Here is a 15372-nt window from a genome sequence, read left to right as displayed (position 1 = left end):
GCTCGCGGCGGCGGCAGCCGACGCTTCGGAGGCCGCCGCGGCCGATGCCGCTTCCGCCGCGCTGGCCGCGGTCGGTACGACCGGCTGCGGCAGCGCGGTGAAGCCGGCCGCGACGGCAGCAGGCTTGTTCGCGTCGCCGATCACCGGTGCGTTGACGGGTTCGGTCGCCGACGCCGCGGCAGCCACGGCCGCCGCCTCGTTCTGCGGGTTCTGGCGGTCGATGAGGTAGAAGTCGAGCACGCGGCGCGCGATCGGGCCGGCAGCCTGCGCGCCCCAGCCGCCGTTCTCGACGACCAGCGCGACGGCGATCTGCGGATGGTCGACCGGCGCGTAGGCGATGAACAGCGCGTGGTCCCGCAGGTGCTCGGCGAGCAGGTGGCCCTTGTAGTTGGAGCCTTGCAGCGAGAACACCTGCGCGGTACCGGTCTTGCCGGCAGCGAGGTACGGCGCGCCGCGGAACACCTTGTACGCGGTGCCGGACGGGTTCTCGATCACGTTCTCCATCCCGCGCTTCACGACGTCGATGTCGGCCTGCTTGAGCGGGATCACTTCGCTTTCCTTCGGCACGGTCAGGTGGCGCCCGCGCGTGATCGGATCCTCGACTTCCTTCACGAGGTGGGGTTTCATCACGACACCGTTGTTCGCGAGCGTCGCGGTCGCGTGCGCGAGCTGCAGGATCGTGAACGAGTTGTAGCCCTGGCCGATCCCGAGGCTGATCGTCTCGCCGTCGAACCACTTCTGTTGTGCGGCCTTCTTGAACGCCTTTTTCTTCCAGTCGGTCGACGGCAGGATCCCGCGCGCCTCGCCCTGGATGTCGATCCCGGTGATCTGGCCGAAGCCGAACGGCTTCATGAAGTTCGCGATCGAGTTCACGCCGAGGTCGCGCGCGAGCATGTAGAAGTAGGTGTCGTTCGACACCATGATCGCCTTGTTCATGTCGACCCAGCCCTGGCCCGAGCGCACGTCGTTGCGGAACGTGTGGCCGCCGAACGTGAAGTAGCCGGGATCCTGGAAGCCCCAGCCCGGCGTGCGCTTCCCGAGCGTCAGGCCCGCGAGCGCCATGAACGGCTTGTACGTCGAGCCGGGCGGGTAGGTGCCGTGCAGCGGGCGGTTCAAGAGCGGCTTGTCGGTCGAGTTGTTCAGTTCGTCCCAGGTCTGCTGGTCGATGCCGTCGACGAACGAGTTCGGGTCGAAGCTCGGCGACGATACGAACGCGAGCACGTCACCCGTTTTCGGCTCGATCGCGACCAGCGCGCCGCGCTTGCCGGCGAACGCCTGCTCGGCGACCTGCTGCAGCCCGATGTCGAGCGACAGCACGAGGTTGTTGCCGGGCGTCGCCTGCGTGCGCGACAGCGTGCGCACGGGCCGGCCGCCGGCCGTCACCTCGACTTCCTCGAAGCCCGTCAGCCCGTGCAGCTCGGTCTCGTAGCTCTGCTCGACGCCGATCTTGCCGATGTAGTCGGTGCCCTTGTAGTTGTTCGCGTCGCGGCGCGGATCGTAGTTTTCCTGGTCGCTGTCGTTGTCGTCGCTCATCGCGTCGATGCGATCCTGGTCGCGCTTCGAGATCCGGCCGATGTAGCCGATCACGTGCGCCGCCGTCGTGCCGAGCGGATATTGGCGGAACAGCCGTGCGCGCACATCCACGCCGGGGAAGCGGAAGCGCTGCGCGGTGAAGCGTGCGACTTCCTCGTCGGTGAGCCGCGTGCGGATCGGCAGGCTCTCGAAGTTCTTCGAGTCTTCCTGTAGCTTCTTGAAGCGGCGGCGGTCGCGTGCGTCGATCGGGATGATCTCGGACAGCTTGTCGATCGTGTTCTCGAGCGTGTCGTCGAGCTTCGACGGCGTGATCTCGAGCGTGTACGCCGAATAGTTCTTCGCGAGGATCACGCCGTTGCGGTCGGTGATGATCCCGCGGTTCGGCACGATCGGCGCAACCGAGATGCGGTTTTCCTCGGCCTGCAGCGCGTATTTGCCGTGCTGCATCAGCTGCAGGTAGAAGAAGCGGCTCGCGAGCAGCCCGAAGCAGACGAATACGAACACGCCCGCCGCCGCGACGCGCAGGCGGAACTTCGAGAGCTGCTGTTGGGTGTCGTTGAATTCGGTCATGCGATTAGGTGCGACGTGGCCCGCGCACGGCATGCCGGTGCGGGCGAGGTGCCGCCCCGGAGCGCGGCGCGCGGCGGGCGTGGGGGCGGCGGGTATTCAAGGCAGGCCCCTGGCTCAGATGGGGCGCGTATCGTCCGGATCGACCGGGCGGCGTTGCGGCATCAGCAGCAGGTGGCTCGCGATCGGCCACAGCGCGGCTTCGACGAAGCCGTCGACCAGGTAGCGCCAGCCCGGGAACGCGGCGCCCATCACGAGGCGGATCACGAACGGTACGAGCTGCGCGACGACCAGCAGCGGCGTGACGTACAGCACCTGCACGCCGATCGGCATCCACAGCACGCGGCGGTGGATCGTGATCGCGCCGTACGACAGCAGCGTATAGGCAAGCGCATGCTCGCCGAGCAGCCCGGCGTCATGCACGTCCATCAGGATGCCGAGCGCGAACGCGACGCCCATCCCGACCTTGCGCGGCTGGTGGATGTTCCAGAACAGCAGCACGAGCGCGACGAAGTCGGGCACGCCGGGCAGGCGGCCCCACGGCATCAGGTTCAGCAGGAACGCGGCGGCGAGGCTGAAGACGATGAAGTACGGATTGACCGGCTGCAGGATGTATTGCGGGCGATTCATCGCTGGGCTCCTGATTGCCCGGCTGCGGGCTTCGCGGGCGCGGCGGCGGGCTTGGCCGGCGCTGCCGGCTTCGCGCCGGGCTGGGCCGCAGCGGCCGGCTTCGCATTCGCGTCGGCCTTCTCGCCCTTCGCAGCGGCTTTCGCGCCCTTTTTGCCCTTCGCGTTCTTGTCGGCGGCCGGATCGGGCTCGGCCGGACGCGGCGGGATGTCGTTCTGGTAATGCAGCACGAGCATCTGGCGCGCGCCGCGCACGGCGGCGAGCGGCGCGCAGGTGACGCGTGCGAACGCGGTATCGGCGAGCTTGTCGACGCGCGCGACCTTCGCGACCGGCAGGCCGGGCGGATAGACGCCGTCGAGGCCGCTCGTGACGAGCTCGTCGCCGACGACGAGGTCCGCGCTGGTCGGCACGAAGCGCAGGTCGAGCGAATCGCCCTTCGGCGTGCCGTAGATCACGCTGCGCAGGCCGGTGCGCAGCACCTGCACGGGAATCGCGAGATCGCGGTCGGTGACCAGCGTGACTTCGGACTGCAGCGGGAACACGCGCGTGACCTGGCCGACCACGCCGTTCTCGCTGACGACGGGCGCGCCGTTCTGGATGCCCTGCTGCGAACCCTGGCCGATCACGATCTTCTGCGTGAACGGATCGCTCGTGTCGTACTGGATCTCGGCCGGTGTCGACTGCGTCGCGATATGCTGGCGCAGCTCGAGCACCGCGCGCAGGTGCGCGTTCTCCTGCGCGAGCACGGCGGCCTGGTTGGCTTGCGTGGACAGCTGCAGGTTGCGTTTGCGGAGATCGTCGTTCTCGTGGCGCAGCGACGCACCGGTGACGGCGATGTCGGCCGCGCCCATGAACAGGTCGCGCGGCACGAGCGCGGCGCGCTGCAGCGGATAGAGCACGGTGCCGAGCACGCCGCGGACGATTTCGAGCGTGCTGAAGCGCGCGTCCGAGACGAGGAGCGCGATGGCGAGGGCAACGAAGAAGATGAGCCGCGCGAGCGCGGGCGGACCTTGCTTGAAGAGGGGCGGCGGACTGTATTCCATGGTCGGCGCCGGGCGCGTGTGATCGGTTAAATGATGCTCAGACGCGCAAACGGCGCGGCGGTTCGTTCTGAACGATCGATCCGGCCGCGCCGCGGGTGCGTCATATCAACGAACTGCCTAGACGATCACTCGTACGAGAAGATGCTGCCCAGCTTGTCCATGCGTTCGAGCGCCATGCCCGAACCGCGTACGACGCAGGTGAGCGGATCTTCCGCGACGAGCACCGGCAGGCCGGTTTCTTCCGCGAGCAGGCGGTCGAGGTCGCGCAGCAGCGCGCCGCCGCCCGTCAGCATCATCCCGCGTTCGGCGATGTCGGCACCGAGTTCCGGCGGGGTCTGTTCGAGCGCGATCTTCACCGACGACACGATCTGGTTCAGCGGATCGGTCAGCGCTTCGAGGATTTCGTTGCTGGAGATCGTGAAGCTGCGCGGAATGCCTTCCGACAGGTTGCGGCCCTTCACTTCCATTTCCTTGACTTCGGAGCCCGGGAACGCGGAGCCGATTTCCTTCTTGATCGCCTCGGCGGTCTGCTCGCCGATCAGCATCCCGTAGTTGCGGCGGATGTAGTTGACGATCGCCTCGTCGAACTTGTCGCCGCCGACGCGCACCGAACCCTTGTACACGATGCCGCCGAGCGAGATCACGCCGACTTCCGTCGTGCCGCCGCCGATGTCGACGACCATCGAGCCGGTCGCTTCCGACACGGGCAGGCCCGCGCCGATCGCGGCCGCCATCGGCTCTTCGATCAGATAGACCTGCGATGCGCCGGCGCCGTGCGCGGCTTCCTTGATCGCGCGGCGCTCGACCTGGGTCGAACCGCACGGCACGCAGATGATGATGCGCGGCGACGGCGAGAACATGCGCGACTCGTGGGCCGTCTTGATGAACTGCTTGATCATCTGCTCGGTGACGGTGAAGTCGGCGATCACGCCGTCCTTCATCGGGCGGATCGCCTCGATGTTGCCCGGCACCTTGCCGAGCATCTGCTTGGCTTCCTTGCCGACTGCCTGGATCGTCTTCTTGCCGTTGGGGCCGCCTTCCTGGCGGATCGACACGACGGACGGCTCATCGAGCACGATGCCCTTGCCGCGCATGTAGATCAGGGTGTTTGCGGTGCCGAGGTCGATCGCCAGATCGTTGGAGAAGTAGCTGCGCAAAAAACCGAACATTCAGAATCCTGTTTCGCTCTGGGCCGGCCCTGCATAGCGAGCGCTGAGGGCGGCAGCGGAAAAAATAACAGCCTCGGGAAGCGTGGCGGAAGCGGCCGCCGCGGCGCACGAAGCTGCGAGTGATGTCTACCGGGGATCGCACGAAGCACGCACGGCTTGCCGAAGCGGGGCGAAACGGTGCGGGAAAAGGCTGCCGGGTTTGGGTCGAACGCGTAATGATACCTTATAATTTCACGGTATTTGAATCGAAACGGGCGGTATTTTTGCCGCTTCGGCCCCGATTTTTGAGGGTGGGATCGCACCCTCCAACCCCCCGCCGCAGTGCTGCTTTTGATGCGCTGCGCAGCCTTGTTTTTCCGGTGATCGCATGGCCCTGACCCTGACCGATGTGAAACGCATCGCGCACCTGGCGCGACTCGAAATGGCCGACGCCGACGCCGAGCACATGCTCGGCCAGCTCAATGAATTCTTCGGCCTCGTCGAACAGATGCAGGCGGTCGACACCGCCGGCATCGCGCCGCTCGCCCACCCGATCGAACAGATCCAGGCCGTCGCGCAGCGCCTGCGCGACGACGCCGTGACGGAAGTCGTCAATCGCGACGACAACCAGCGTCCGGCGCCGGCCGTCCAGGACGGCCTCTATCTTGTGCCGAAGGTGATCGAGTAAGCATTCGATGACAAGCGCGCCGCCGTCTTCGCGCCGCGCGCCACCCAGAATTCCCAGGAAAACCACTCAATGCACGCAAAAAGCCTGACCGAACTGCGCGCCGCGCTCGCCGCCAAGGAATGCTCGGCCGTCGAGCTCGCGCAGCTCTACCTGAAACGGATCGACGCCGCGCGCGACCTGAACGCGTTCGTCCACGTCGACGCCGACCTGACCCTCGCGCAGGCGAAAGCTGCCGACGCGGAGCTCGCGCGCGGCGCGGGCGGCGCGCTCACCGGCCTGCCGATCGCGCACAAGGACGTGTTCGTCACGCGCGGCTGGCGCTCGACCGCCGGCTCGAAGATGCTCGCGAACTACGAGAGCCCGTTCGACGCGACCGTCGTCGCCCGCCTGCAGGCGGCCGGCATGGTCACGCTCGGCAAGACCAACATGGACGAGTTCGCGATGGGCTCGTCGAACGAGAATTCGGCGTTCGGCGCGGTGAAGAACCCGTGGGACACGAACGCGGTGCCGGGCGGCAGCTCGGGCGGCAGCTCGGCCGCCGTTGCCGCGCGCCTCGCGCCGGCCGCGACCGGCACCGATACCGGCGGCTCGATCCGCCAGCCCGCGTCGTTCGCGGGCGTGACGGGCATCAAGCCGACCTACGGCCGCGTGTCGCGCTACGGGATGATCGCGTTCGCGTCGTCGCTCGACCAGGGCGGCCCGATGGCGCAGAGCGCGTCCGACTGCGCGCTGCTGCTGAACGGGATGGCCGGTTTCGACGAGCGCGACTCGACGAGCCTCGAACACGACGACGAAGACTTCACGCGCCACCTCGGCCAGCCGTGGGCGGCCGGCAACGACGCGGGCAAGCCGCTCGCGGGCCTGCGCATCGGCTTGCCGAAGGAATATTTCGGCGATGGCCTCGCCGACGACGTGCGCGCGGCGATCGACGCGGCCCTCAAGCAGTATGAAGCGCTCGGCGCGACGCTCGTGCCGGTGTCGCTGCCGAAGACGGAACTGTCGATCCCCGTGTATTACGTGATCGCGCCGGCGGAAGCCTCGTCGAACCTGTCGCGTTTCGACGGCGTGCGCTTCGGCCACCGCGCCGCGCAGTACGGCGACCTGCTCGACATGTACAAGAAGTCGCGCGCGGAAGGCTTCGGCCCCGAGGTGAAGCGCCGGATTCTGGTCGGCGCCTACGTGCTGTCGCACGGCTATTACGACGCGTACTACCTGCAGGCGCAGAAGATCCGCCGCATCATCGCGAACGATTTCCAGGAAGCGTTCAAGTCCTGCGACGTGATCATGGGCCCGGCCTCGCCGACGGTCGCATGGGATCTCGGCGCGAAGGGCGACGATCCGGTCCAGATGTATCTGGCCGACATCTACACGCTGTCGGTGAGCCTCGCCGGCCTGCCCGGCATGAGCGTGCCGTGCGGTTTCGGCGCGGGCGCGAACGCGAAGCGCCCGGTCGGCCTGCAGATCATCGGCAACTATTTCAACGAAGCCCGGATGCTGCAGGTCGCGGATGCGTTCCAGCGCGCGACCGACTGGCACAAGCAAGTTCCGGCAGGGGTGGGGAATGAGCCCCCACGCTCACTTTGTTCGCTGCCCCCCGAGGGGGCGCATGCCTCCCTTGAGGCGGCTCGGCGGGAGGCATGAATATGGCTACTCAATGGGAAGTCGTCATCGGTCTCGAGACGCACGCGCAACTGTCGACCGTCTCGAAGATTTTCTCCGGCGCGTCGACGCAGTTCGGCGCCGAGCCGAACACGCAGGCCTGCCCGGTCGACCTGGCGCTGCCGGGCGTGCTGCCGGTGCTGAACCGCGGCGCGGTCGAACGCGCGATCCGCTTCGGCCTCGCGATCGGCTCGACCATCGCGCCGCGCAGCATCTTCGCGCGCAAGAATTATTTCTACCCCGATCTGCCGAAGGGCTATCAGATCAGCCAGTACGAGATTCCGGTCGTGCAGGGCGGCCAGATCACGATCCAGGTGCCCGCCAACGAAAAGGCCGGCAAGGAAGCGTACGAGAAGACCGTCAACCTGACCCGCGCGCACCTCGAGGAAGATGCGGGCAAGTCGCTGCATGAAGACTTCGCCGGGATGACGGGGATCGACCTGAACCGTGCGGGCACGCCGCTGCTCGAGATCGTCACCGAGCCGGAAATGCGCAGCGCGGCCGAGGCCGTGGCCTACGCGAAGGCGCTGCACGGGCTCGTCGTGTGGCTCGGCATCTGCGACGGCAACATGCAGGAAGGCTCGTTCCGCTGCGACGCGAACGTGTCGGTGCGCCCGGTCGGCCAGGAGAAGTTCGGCACGCGTGCGGAAATCAAGAACCTGAACTCGTTCCGGTTCCTCGAAGAAGCGATCAACTACGAAGTGCGTCGCCAGATCGAGCTGATCGAGGACGGCGGCGAAGTCGTGCAGGAAACGCGCCTCTACGATCCGGACAAGCGCGAGACGCGTTCGATGCGCAGCAAGGAAGACGCGCACGATTACCGCTACTTCCCCGACCCCGACCTGATGCCGCTCGTGATCGGCCAGGACTGGATCGAGCGCGTGCAGTCCGGGATGCCCGAGCTGCCGGTCGCGATGCAGCAGCGCTTCGCCGACGAATACGGCGTGTCCGCGTACGACGCGGGCGTGCTGACGTCGAGCAAGGCGATGGCCGCGTACTTCGAGGCCGTGGTCGCGAAGGCCGGCACCGCGAACGCGAAGATCGTCGCGAACTGGCTGATGGGCGACGTATCGTCGCAGCTGAACCGCGATGGCATCGAGATCGACGCGATTCCGGTCTCGGCCGCGCAGCTCGCGCTCGTGCTGCAGCGCATCGCCGACGGTACGATCTCGAACAAGATCGCGAAGGAAATCTTCGCGACGATCTGGGACGAGAAGGCCGACGACGAAGGTGCGGCGGACCGCATCATCGACGCGAAGGGGCTGAAGCAGATCTCCGACACCGGCGCGCTGGAAGCGATCATCGACGAGGTGCTCGCGGCGAACGCGAAGTCGGTCGAGGAATTCCGCGCGGGCAAGGAAAAGGCGTTCAACGCGCTGATCGGCCAGGCGATGAAGGCGACGAAGGGCAAGGCCAATCCGCAGCAGGTCAACGAACTGCTGAAGAAGAAGCTCGGCTGAGCATGCACGCGCGTCTGAACCGCGCTTGACGACGGGCCGCTCCGAACCAGTTCGGGGCGGCCCGTTGCGTTTGGTGGATGCGTTATCGTATGCACCACAGCGTCCAACGGAGGAACGAATGGCGAAACAACCGTCGCTCGACGATTTCCGCGTGCCGTACTGCACGCACGAGAAGGAAGCCGCAGCATTCAAGCTCGATGCGTTCGACCCGGCCGCGAAGCCGTTCTCGTCCGGTTCGAAGGACGACGACCGCGCCCGGCTGTCGGCCGTGTCGACCGAACTCGACGTGCAGCAGGAGCGCCTGCACACGCAGCAGAAGAAGCGCGTGCTGCTCGTGCTGCAGGGGATGGATACCAGCGGCAAGGACGGCACTGTGCGTGCGGTGTTCCGCGAGGTCGATCCGCTCGGCCTGCGCGTCGTGCCGTTCAAGGCGCCCACGCCGATCGAGGCCGCGCACGACTTCCTGTGGCGCGTGCATGCGCAGGTGCCGGCTGCGGGCGAGCTCGCGATCTTCAACCGCAGCCACTATGAAGACGTGCTCGTGCCGCGCGTGCTCGACCTGATCGACGCGAAGGAATGCGAGCGCCGCTACCGGCAGATCCGCGATTTCGAGACGATGCTGGTCGAGAACGGCACGACGATCATCAAGTGCTTCCTGCACATCTCGAAGGACGAGCAGCGCGAGCGCCTGCAGGCGCGCATCGACGATCCGACCAAGCACTGGAAGTTCGACATCTCCGATCTCGACGCGCGCAAGCACTGGGATGCATACCAGTCCGCCTACCGCGACGCGCTCGCGGCGACGTCGGCCGAGCATGCGCCGTGGTACGTGATCCCGGCGAACTCGAAGACGCACCGCAACGTGATGATCGCCGAGCTGCTGCTGCGCACGATGACCGACATGAAGCTGGAATTCCCGCCGCCGAAGCCCGAGCTCGAAGGCGTGAAGATCCGTTAAGCTGCCACCCTGTAAAACATCGAACTGAACGGAATCCGACATGATGCGAGTGATTACCGCCAACCTGAACGGCATCCGCTCCGCCGCGAAGAAGGGCTTCTTCGAGTGGCTCGGCGAACAGAACGCCGATTGCGTGTGCGTGCAGGAAATCAAGGTCTCGGCCGACGACCTGCCGGCCGAATTCGTCGAGCCGCACGGCTTCAAGAGCTATTTCCACCATGCCGAGAAGAAGGGCTACAGCGGTGCCGGCGTGTACAGCCGCCGCGAGCCCGATGACGTGATCATCGGCTTCGGCAGCAGCGAATTCGATACGGAAGGGCGCTACGTCGAGGCGCGCTACGGCAAGCTGTCGGTCGTGTCGGTGTACGTACCGTCCGGCTCGAGCGGCGAAGAGCGCCAGCAGGCGAAGTACCGCTTCATGGACGAGTTCATGCCGCACCTCGCCGCGCTGAAGAAGAAGCGCGAGGTGATCCTGTGCGGCGACGTGAACATCGTCCACAAGGAAATCGACATCAAGAACTGGAAGAGCAACCAGAAGAACTCGGGCTGCCTGCCGGAAGAGCGCGAGTGGCTCACGAAGCTGTTCGACGATGTCGGTTATGTCGACGTGTTCCGCACGCTCGACCCGCGCGCCGAGCAGTACACGTGGTGGAGCAACCGCGGCCAGGCGTATGCGAAGAACGTCGGGTGGCGGATCGATTACCAGATTGCGACGCCGGGTGTGGCCGGCACCGCGAAAAGCACGTCGATCTTCAAGGACATCAAGTTCAGCGACCATGCGCCGTTGACGATTGACTACGACTACAAGAAGTGACGTCCTGCGCTACGCCGTGTGCGTAGCAGTCGGATGCAAAAACGGGCCGCATGTCGAACATGCGGCCCGTTTTGTTTGGGTGGCGATCGTGCGTGCCGCCCGGCGGCGCTTACTGCTTGATCGACGCCATGTCGATCACGAAGCGGTACTTCACGTCGCTCTTCAGCATCCGCTCGTAGGCCGCGTTGATCTGCTGCATCGGAATCGTTTCGATATCCGACGTGATCCCGTGCTCCGCGCAGAAGTCGAGCATTTCCTGCGTTTCCGCGATCCCGCCGATCAGCGAGCCCGCGAGGCGGCGGCGCTTGAAGATCAGGTTGAACACCTGCGGCGACGGATGGTCGTGCTCCGGCGCGCCGACCAGCGTCATCGTGCCGTCGCGCTTGAGCAGGTGCAGGAACGGATTCAGGTCGTGTTGCGCGGCGACCGTGTTCAGGATGAAGTCGAAGCTGTTCAGGTGCGCGTTCATCTGCGCTTCGTCCTTCGAGATCACGACTTCGTGCGCGCCGACGCGCTTGCCGTCCTCGATCTTCGACGGCGACGTGGTGAACAGCACGACGTGCGCCCCCATCGCGCGCGCCAGCTTCACACCCATGTGGCCGAGGCCGCCGAGCCCGACGATGCCGACCTTCTTGCCGGGGCCGACGTTCCACTGCCGCAGCGGCGAGTAGGTCGTGATCCCTGCACACAGGAGCGGCGCGGCGCCGGCCGGGTCGAGCGTCTCGGGCACGCGCAGTACGAACGCCTCGTCGACGACGAGTTGCGTCGAATAGCCGCCGAACGTGATGTCGCCCGTCACGCGATCCTGGCCGTTGTAGGTGCCGACGAAGCCGTTCTCGCAATACTGCTCGAGGCCGTCGGCGCAGCTCGGGCAGGTGCGGCACGAATCGACGAGGCAGCCGACGCCGACCAGCTGGCCGACCTTGAAGCGCGACACCTGCGGGCCGGTCGCGGTCACGCGGCCGACGATTTCATGGCCCGGCACGACCGGGTACATCGTGTTGCGCCATTCGTTGCGGGCCTGGTGCAGATCCGAGTGGCAGACGCCGCAGTAGAGGACGTCGATCTGGACGTCGAGGTCGCGCAGCGCGCGACGCTGGAATTCGAACGGGGCGAGCGGCGACTGCGAATCGGTCGCCGCGTAGGCATAGGTAGTGCTCATGCAATGGGCTCCTTGTCCGGGATGGATAACCGGCAAAACAGGCTGCCGTCGCACCATGTGGCGATGCGGCGAGGCAGGACGTCATCGTAAGGAGCACGGCGCCGCGGCGAAATACACGAAGGTCTGGAAGATTTGCCTATTCCTCTTGAACTGCACGCGAACAGCCGTTAGAACGCATTCAAGGTGCTACATTGCGAGCCAGATTCTCTTGCCGGACAGGACCACGCCCATGAGCTTCCAGCCCCTTTTGGCCGACGCGGGCGACCGCGTGCAGCGCCGCATGATCGAGCTGCACACGCGCCTCGCGCCGAACGCGGGCGATACGCTGGCGGCGCTCGACGGCGTGCGCCTCATCCGCGTGACCCGTCCCGCGCCGCGCATGCCCGTGCTGTACGAACCGAGCATCATCGTCGTCTGCCAGGGGCGCAAGCTCGGCTATCTCGGCGACCGCTCATTCGTGTACGACGCGCAGCAGTACTTGGTGCTGTCGGTGCCGCTGCCGTTCGAATGCGAGACCTTCGCAAGCATGGACGAGCCGTTTCTCGCGATCTCGATCCGGGTCGATCTCGCGGTGATCGCCGAGCTCGCGATCCTGCTCGACGAGACGCTCGGCGCGGCCGCCAGCGAGCCGCTCGGCGTCTATTCGACGCCGCTCGATGCGCCGCTGGCGGATGCCGTGCTGCGGCTGCTCGAAGCGCTCGCGTCGCCGCACGACACGCGCGTGCTGGGCCCCGCGATCATGCGCGAGATCGCATATCGGGTGCTGACCGGCGCGCAGGGCGACGCGATCCGCGCGGCGCTCGTCCAGCAGCATCACTTCGGCCGTATCGCGAAGGCGCTGCGGCGCATCCATGCGGACCTGAAGGCCGACCTCGATGTCGAGACGCTCGCGCGCGAGGCGGGGATGAGCCTCGCGGTGTTCCATGCGCAGTTCAAGCACGTGACGGCGACGTCGCCGATGCAGTACGTGAAGGCCGCGCGGCTGCACCAGGCGCGGCTGATGATGGTGCAGGACGGGGTCGGCGCCGGCGCGGCGGCCGCGCGCGTCGGCTATGCGAGCGCGTCGCAGTTCAGCCGCGAGTTCAAGCGGCTGTTCGGCCGCAGCCCGGGTGACGAGGTGCGCTGGATGCGCGAAAGCGGCGCCCGGCCGGTCGCGGCGGACGTGGATGCGTAGGGTGGCGTAGCAATCGGCTGCGCGTGACGCTCAGCGCCGCACGACCTTGCGGCGCTGCGCGCTGATGCCCGCGTAGTCGGGCAGCGTGTCGACGCGCTTGCCCACCGCCTTCGCGTACAGCGGCATGAGATCCGGCAGGCGGTTCAGCAGATCCTGGCGGCGGGCGGTGCTGTACGGATGCGTGTAGATGAAGCCCGTCGCTTTGTTCCCGCGGGTCGCGACCGCGAGCTTGTCCCACAGCGTGATCGCCGCGCGCGGATCGAAGCCCGCGCGTGCGGCGATGTCGCCGCCGATCACGTCGGCTTCGGTCTCGTCGGTCGCGTTGTAGTGGAGCGTCTGCAGGCGTTCGCCGATATTCAGTGCCTGCGGCAGCGGATCGCCGACGCCGAACAGCGGCGGCAGCGCGGCCGCGCGCAGCGACGTCTGCGAGGTCTCGCTGAAGTTGCTGCGCGCGTGTTCGCGCAGCGCGTGCGCGATGCCGTGCGCGAGCAGCACGCCGAGCTCGTCGTCGTTCAGGCGGACGCGGTCGAGCATGCCGCCGTACACCAGCACCTTGCCGCCCGGCAGGCAGGTCAGCCGGATGTCGCGCGAGCGGATCGCGTTGACGTCCCACACCCAGTTTTTCACGCGGTCGTTCCACTTCACCGAATACGGCGCGAGCTTCGCGACGATCGCGCGCAAGCGCTTCACGCGCGGCTGGTTCGCGGGCAGCAGGCGGTTGCTGTCGGCGGCCGCCTGCACGATCTGCGCGTATTCGTTCGCGGTGAGCTGCTCGAGCAGCGACGACGGGATCAGCGTGCGGAAGGCAATGGCGTTGCCGTAGCGGACCTGCTGCGGCGTCTGCGCATAAGCCTTTGCCGATGCGGCGGCGCCGGTCGGCTGAGCGGGTTCGGCGGCGGCTGGCTGGGCGGGGGCGGCGGGAGTCGAAGTGGCCGGCGGTGAAGCCGGCGCAACGGCCGGCGTGGCGGTGGCGGCGGGCGCGCCGGTGTCGGCCGCATGGGCGAACCCCGCGGCGAGCGCCGCGGCACCGACGCTCAACGAAGCCGCAACGCGCGCGAGGCGGTGCAGGCCGTTACTCCGCACGGCTGGCCTCGCCGTTGCGTGCGGCACCGTTCCACGGCGCGATCTTGAACAGCAGCAGCATGCCGGGAATCGCGAGCGCGGTGCACACGATGAAGTAGTCGAACCAGCCGATCTTCGCGACGATGAAGCCGCTCGCGGCCGACGCGAGCGTGCGCGGCACCGACGCGAGGCTCGTGAACAGCGCGAACTGCGTGGCCGTGTAGCGCGGGTCGGTCGTGCTCGCGATGTACGCGACGAACGCGGCCATCGTCAGGCCGGTGGTGAACGTTTCGACGCCGTAGACGAGCGCGAGCGCAACGGTCATCGGGCTGAATTGCGGCGTGACCGCAATGCCGAACACCGACAGTACCGACGCGATCGCATGGCTCGTCGACACGGTGAAGTCGTAGAGCATCGCGAGTACGGGCGAACCGGGGCCGAGCTGCGCGAGCCACGCGAAGCCGAGCGTCGACACCATCTGCAGCGCGCCGAAGATCCACAGCCCGCGGCCGATGCCGATCTTCACGAGCCAGACGCCGCCGATGATGCCGCCGGCGACGCTTGCGACGAGCGCGGTGGTTTTCGCGACGATGCCGATCTCGGTGCGCGAGAAGCCGATGTCGAGGAAGAACGACGTCGACAGCGTGGTGGCCATCGTGTCGCCGATCTTGAACAGGAAGATGAATGCGATGACGAGCAGCGCGCCGGCCCAGCCGTCGCGCTGGATGAATTCGCGGAACGGCAGCACGATCGCGTCGCGCAGGTTGCGCGGCGGTGCGCCGATCACTTCGGGCTCGCGCACGACGAGCGTCATCAGGATGCCTGGCAGCATGAACGCGCCGGTCATCGCGAACACGACGTCCCACGGCAGGTGGTCGGACAGGATCAGCGCAAGCGAGCCGGGGATCAGCGCGGCGAGCTTGTACGCGTTCACGTGTATCGCGTTGCCGAGGCCCTGCTCGGTGTCGCGCAGCAGCTCGCGACGGTACGCATCGATCACGATGTCGGCGCTCGCGCCGAAGAACGCGACGAGCGTGGTGAGCGCGGCGACCGTCCAGATCGAGTCGCGCGGCGACACGAAGCCGAGCGCGGCGATCGCGCCCGCGACCAGCACCTGCGTGAGCAGCAGCCAGCCGCGCCGGCGCCCCGGCCGCCAGCCCGGCAGGCGCGGGACGTAACGGTCCATCAGCGGCGCCCACAGGAACTTCCACGTGTACGGGAACTGGATCAGCGCGAACAGGCCGATTTCCTTCAGGTTCACGCCCTCGGAGCGCAGCCATGCCTGCACGAGGTAGACGAGCGTGAAGAGGGGCAGACCGGACGTGAAGCCGAGGAACACGCAGATCAGCATGTGCGTGTTCAGATAGGCTCGCCAGCCGGGGTGATCCTCGTGAGCGGTGAGTGCGGGCGCCTCGTGTGGCGTTTTCGACATGGACTGGAACTGGGTAGCGTTGACTGATTGCGGCGGCAGCGCAGG

13 protein-coding genes are annotated in these 15372 nt (G+C 67.0%); 6 read left to right on the top strand and 7 right to left on the bottom strand.

The genetic code is table 11. The features are described from left to right. The 4 genes from mrdA to BDO18943_RS38460 all read right to left on the bottom strand — a co-directional run. Nucleotides 1-2103 (bottom strand): penicillin-binding protein 2 (gene mrdA, locus BDO18943_RS38475; RefSeq protein WP_175026286.1); only part of this gene is annotated, 2103 nt, incomplete at its 3' end. A gap of 114 nt (nucleotides 2104-2217) precedes the next feature. After that, nucleotides 2218-2730 carry a rod shape-determining protein MreD gene (gene mreD, locus BDO18943_RS38470; RefSeq protein WP_009687274.1) on the bottom strand — a complete coding sequence of 171 codons (513 nt, stop codon included), beginning with the start codon at nucleotides 2728-2730 and terminating at the stop codon, nucleotides 2218-2220. Beyond that, on the bottom strand, nucleotides 2727-3770 hold the full coding sequence (gene mreC, locus BDO18943_RS38465; RefSeq protein ID WP_175026285.1) for a rod shape-determining protein MreC: 1044 nt from the start codon (nucleotides 3768-3770) through the stop codon (nucleotides 2727-2729). Before mreC ends, mreD begins: the two co-directional genes overlap by 4 nt. A 125-nt stretch (nucleotides 3771-3895) precedes the next feature. Then, nucleotides 3896-4939 carry a rod shape-determining protein gene (locus BDO18943_RS38460; protein WP_004189550.1) on the bottom strand — a complete coding sequence of 348 codons (1044 nt, stop codon included), beginning with the start codon at nucleotides 4937-4939 and terminating at the stop codon, nucleotides 3896-3898. A 367-nt stretch (nucleotides 4940-5306) separates the two neighbouring features. On the opposite strand from BDO18943_RS38460, the gene gatC reads away from it, so the two are divergent. The 5 genes from gatC (at nucleotide 5307) to BDO18943_RS38435 (ending at nucleotide 10497) form a co-directional block, all read left to right on the top strand. After that, a complete protein-coding gene (gene gatC, locus BDO18943_RS38455; RefSeq protein WP_043184729.1) occupies nucleotides 5307-5606 on the top strand; it encodes an Asp-tRNA(Asn)/Glu-tRNA(Gln) amidotransferase subunit GatC in 300 nt (99 codons plus the stop codon). Nucleotides 5607-5675: 69 nt separating this feature from the next. Then, nucleotides 5676-7247 (top strand): Asp-tRNA(Asn)/Glu-tRNA(Gln) amidotransferase subunit GatA, encoded by a 1572-nt coding sequence (gatA, locus tag BDO18943_RS38450; RefSeq protein ID WP_175026284.1) that lies wholly within the window; start codon nucleotides 5676-5678, stop codon nucleotides 7245-7247. Nucleotides 7248-7249: 2 nt separating this feature from the next. Next, nucleotides 7250-8725 carry an Asp-tRNA(Asn)/Glu-tRNA(Gln) amidotransferase subunit GatB gene (gene gatB / locus BDO18943_RS38445; protein WP_175026287.1) on the top strand — a complete coding sequence of 492 codons (1476 nt, stop codon included), beginning with the start codon at nucleotides 7250-7252 and terminating at the stop codon, nucleotides 8723-8725. Between the two features lie 118 nt (nucleotides 8726-8843). Next, nucleotides 8844-9683 (top strand): polyphosphate kinase 2 family protein, encoded by an 840-nt coding sequence (locus BDO18943_RS38440; RefSeq protein WP_043184725.1) that lies wholly within the window; start codon nucleotides 8844-8846, stop codon nucleotides 9681-9683. 40 nt (nucleotides 9684-9723) lie between these two features. Continuing rightward, the gene (locus BDO18943_RS38435; protein WP_174994145.1) at nucleotides 9724-10497 is read left to right on the top strand and encodes an exodeoxyribonuclease III; all 774 of its coding nucleotides are present in this window, start codon (nucleotides 9724-9726) and stop codon (nucleotides 10495-10497) included. Nucleotides 10498-10606: 109 nt separating this feature from the next. Here BDO18943_RS38435 and BDO18943_RS38430 read toward each other — a convergent pair whose 3' ends face one another. Further along, nucleotides 10607-11659, bottom strand: a complete 1053-nt coding sequence (locus BDO18943_RS38430; RefSeq protein WP_175026283.1) for an NAD(P)-dependent alcohol dehydrogenase — start codon at nucleotides 11657-11659, stop codon at nucleotides 10607-10609. Between the two features lie 229 nt (nucleotides 11660-11888). On the opposite strand from BDO18943_RS38430, the gene BDO18943_RS38425 reads away from it, so the two are divergent. Beyond that, nucleotides 11889-12833: an AraC family transcriptional regulator gene (locus tag BDO18943_RS38425; RefSeq protein WP_175026282.1), complete on the top strand. Its 945-nt coding sequence runs from the start codon at nucleotides 11889-11891 to the stop codon at nucleotides 12831-12833. Between the two features lie 30 nt (nucleotides 12834-12863). Here the strand turns inward: BDO18943_RS38425 and BDO18943_RS38420 are convergent, their stop codons facing one another. Together BDO18943_RS38420 and BDO18943_RS38415 are read right to left on the bottom strand one after the other, a co-directional pair. Then, nucleotides 12864-13916: a M48 family metallopeptidase gene (locus tag BDO18943_RS38420; protein ID WP_175026281.1), complete on the bottom strand. Its 1053-nt coding sequence runs from the start codon at nucleotides 13914-13916 to the stop codon at nucleotides 12864-12866. Next, nucleotides 13906-15327, bottom strand: a complete 1422-nt coding sequence (locus tag BDO18943_RS38415; RefSeq protein ID WP_175026280.1) for an AmpG family muropeptide MFS transporter — start codon at nucleotides 15325-15327, stop codon at nucleotides 13906-13908. Before BDO18943_RS38415 ends, BDO18943_RS38420 begins: the two co-directional genes overlap by 11 nt. Between the last annotated feature and the right edge of the window lie 45 nt (nucleotides 15328-15372).

Origin of the sequence: Burkholderia aenigmatica, assembly GCF_902499175.1 — a bacterium.
Taxonomy (GTDB): Bacteria; Pseudomonadota; Gammaproteobacteria; order Burkholderiales; family Burkholderiaceae; genus Burkholderia; species Burkholderia aenigmatica.
This window is presented reverse-complemented; position numbering and strand designations above follow the sequence as displayed.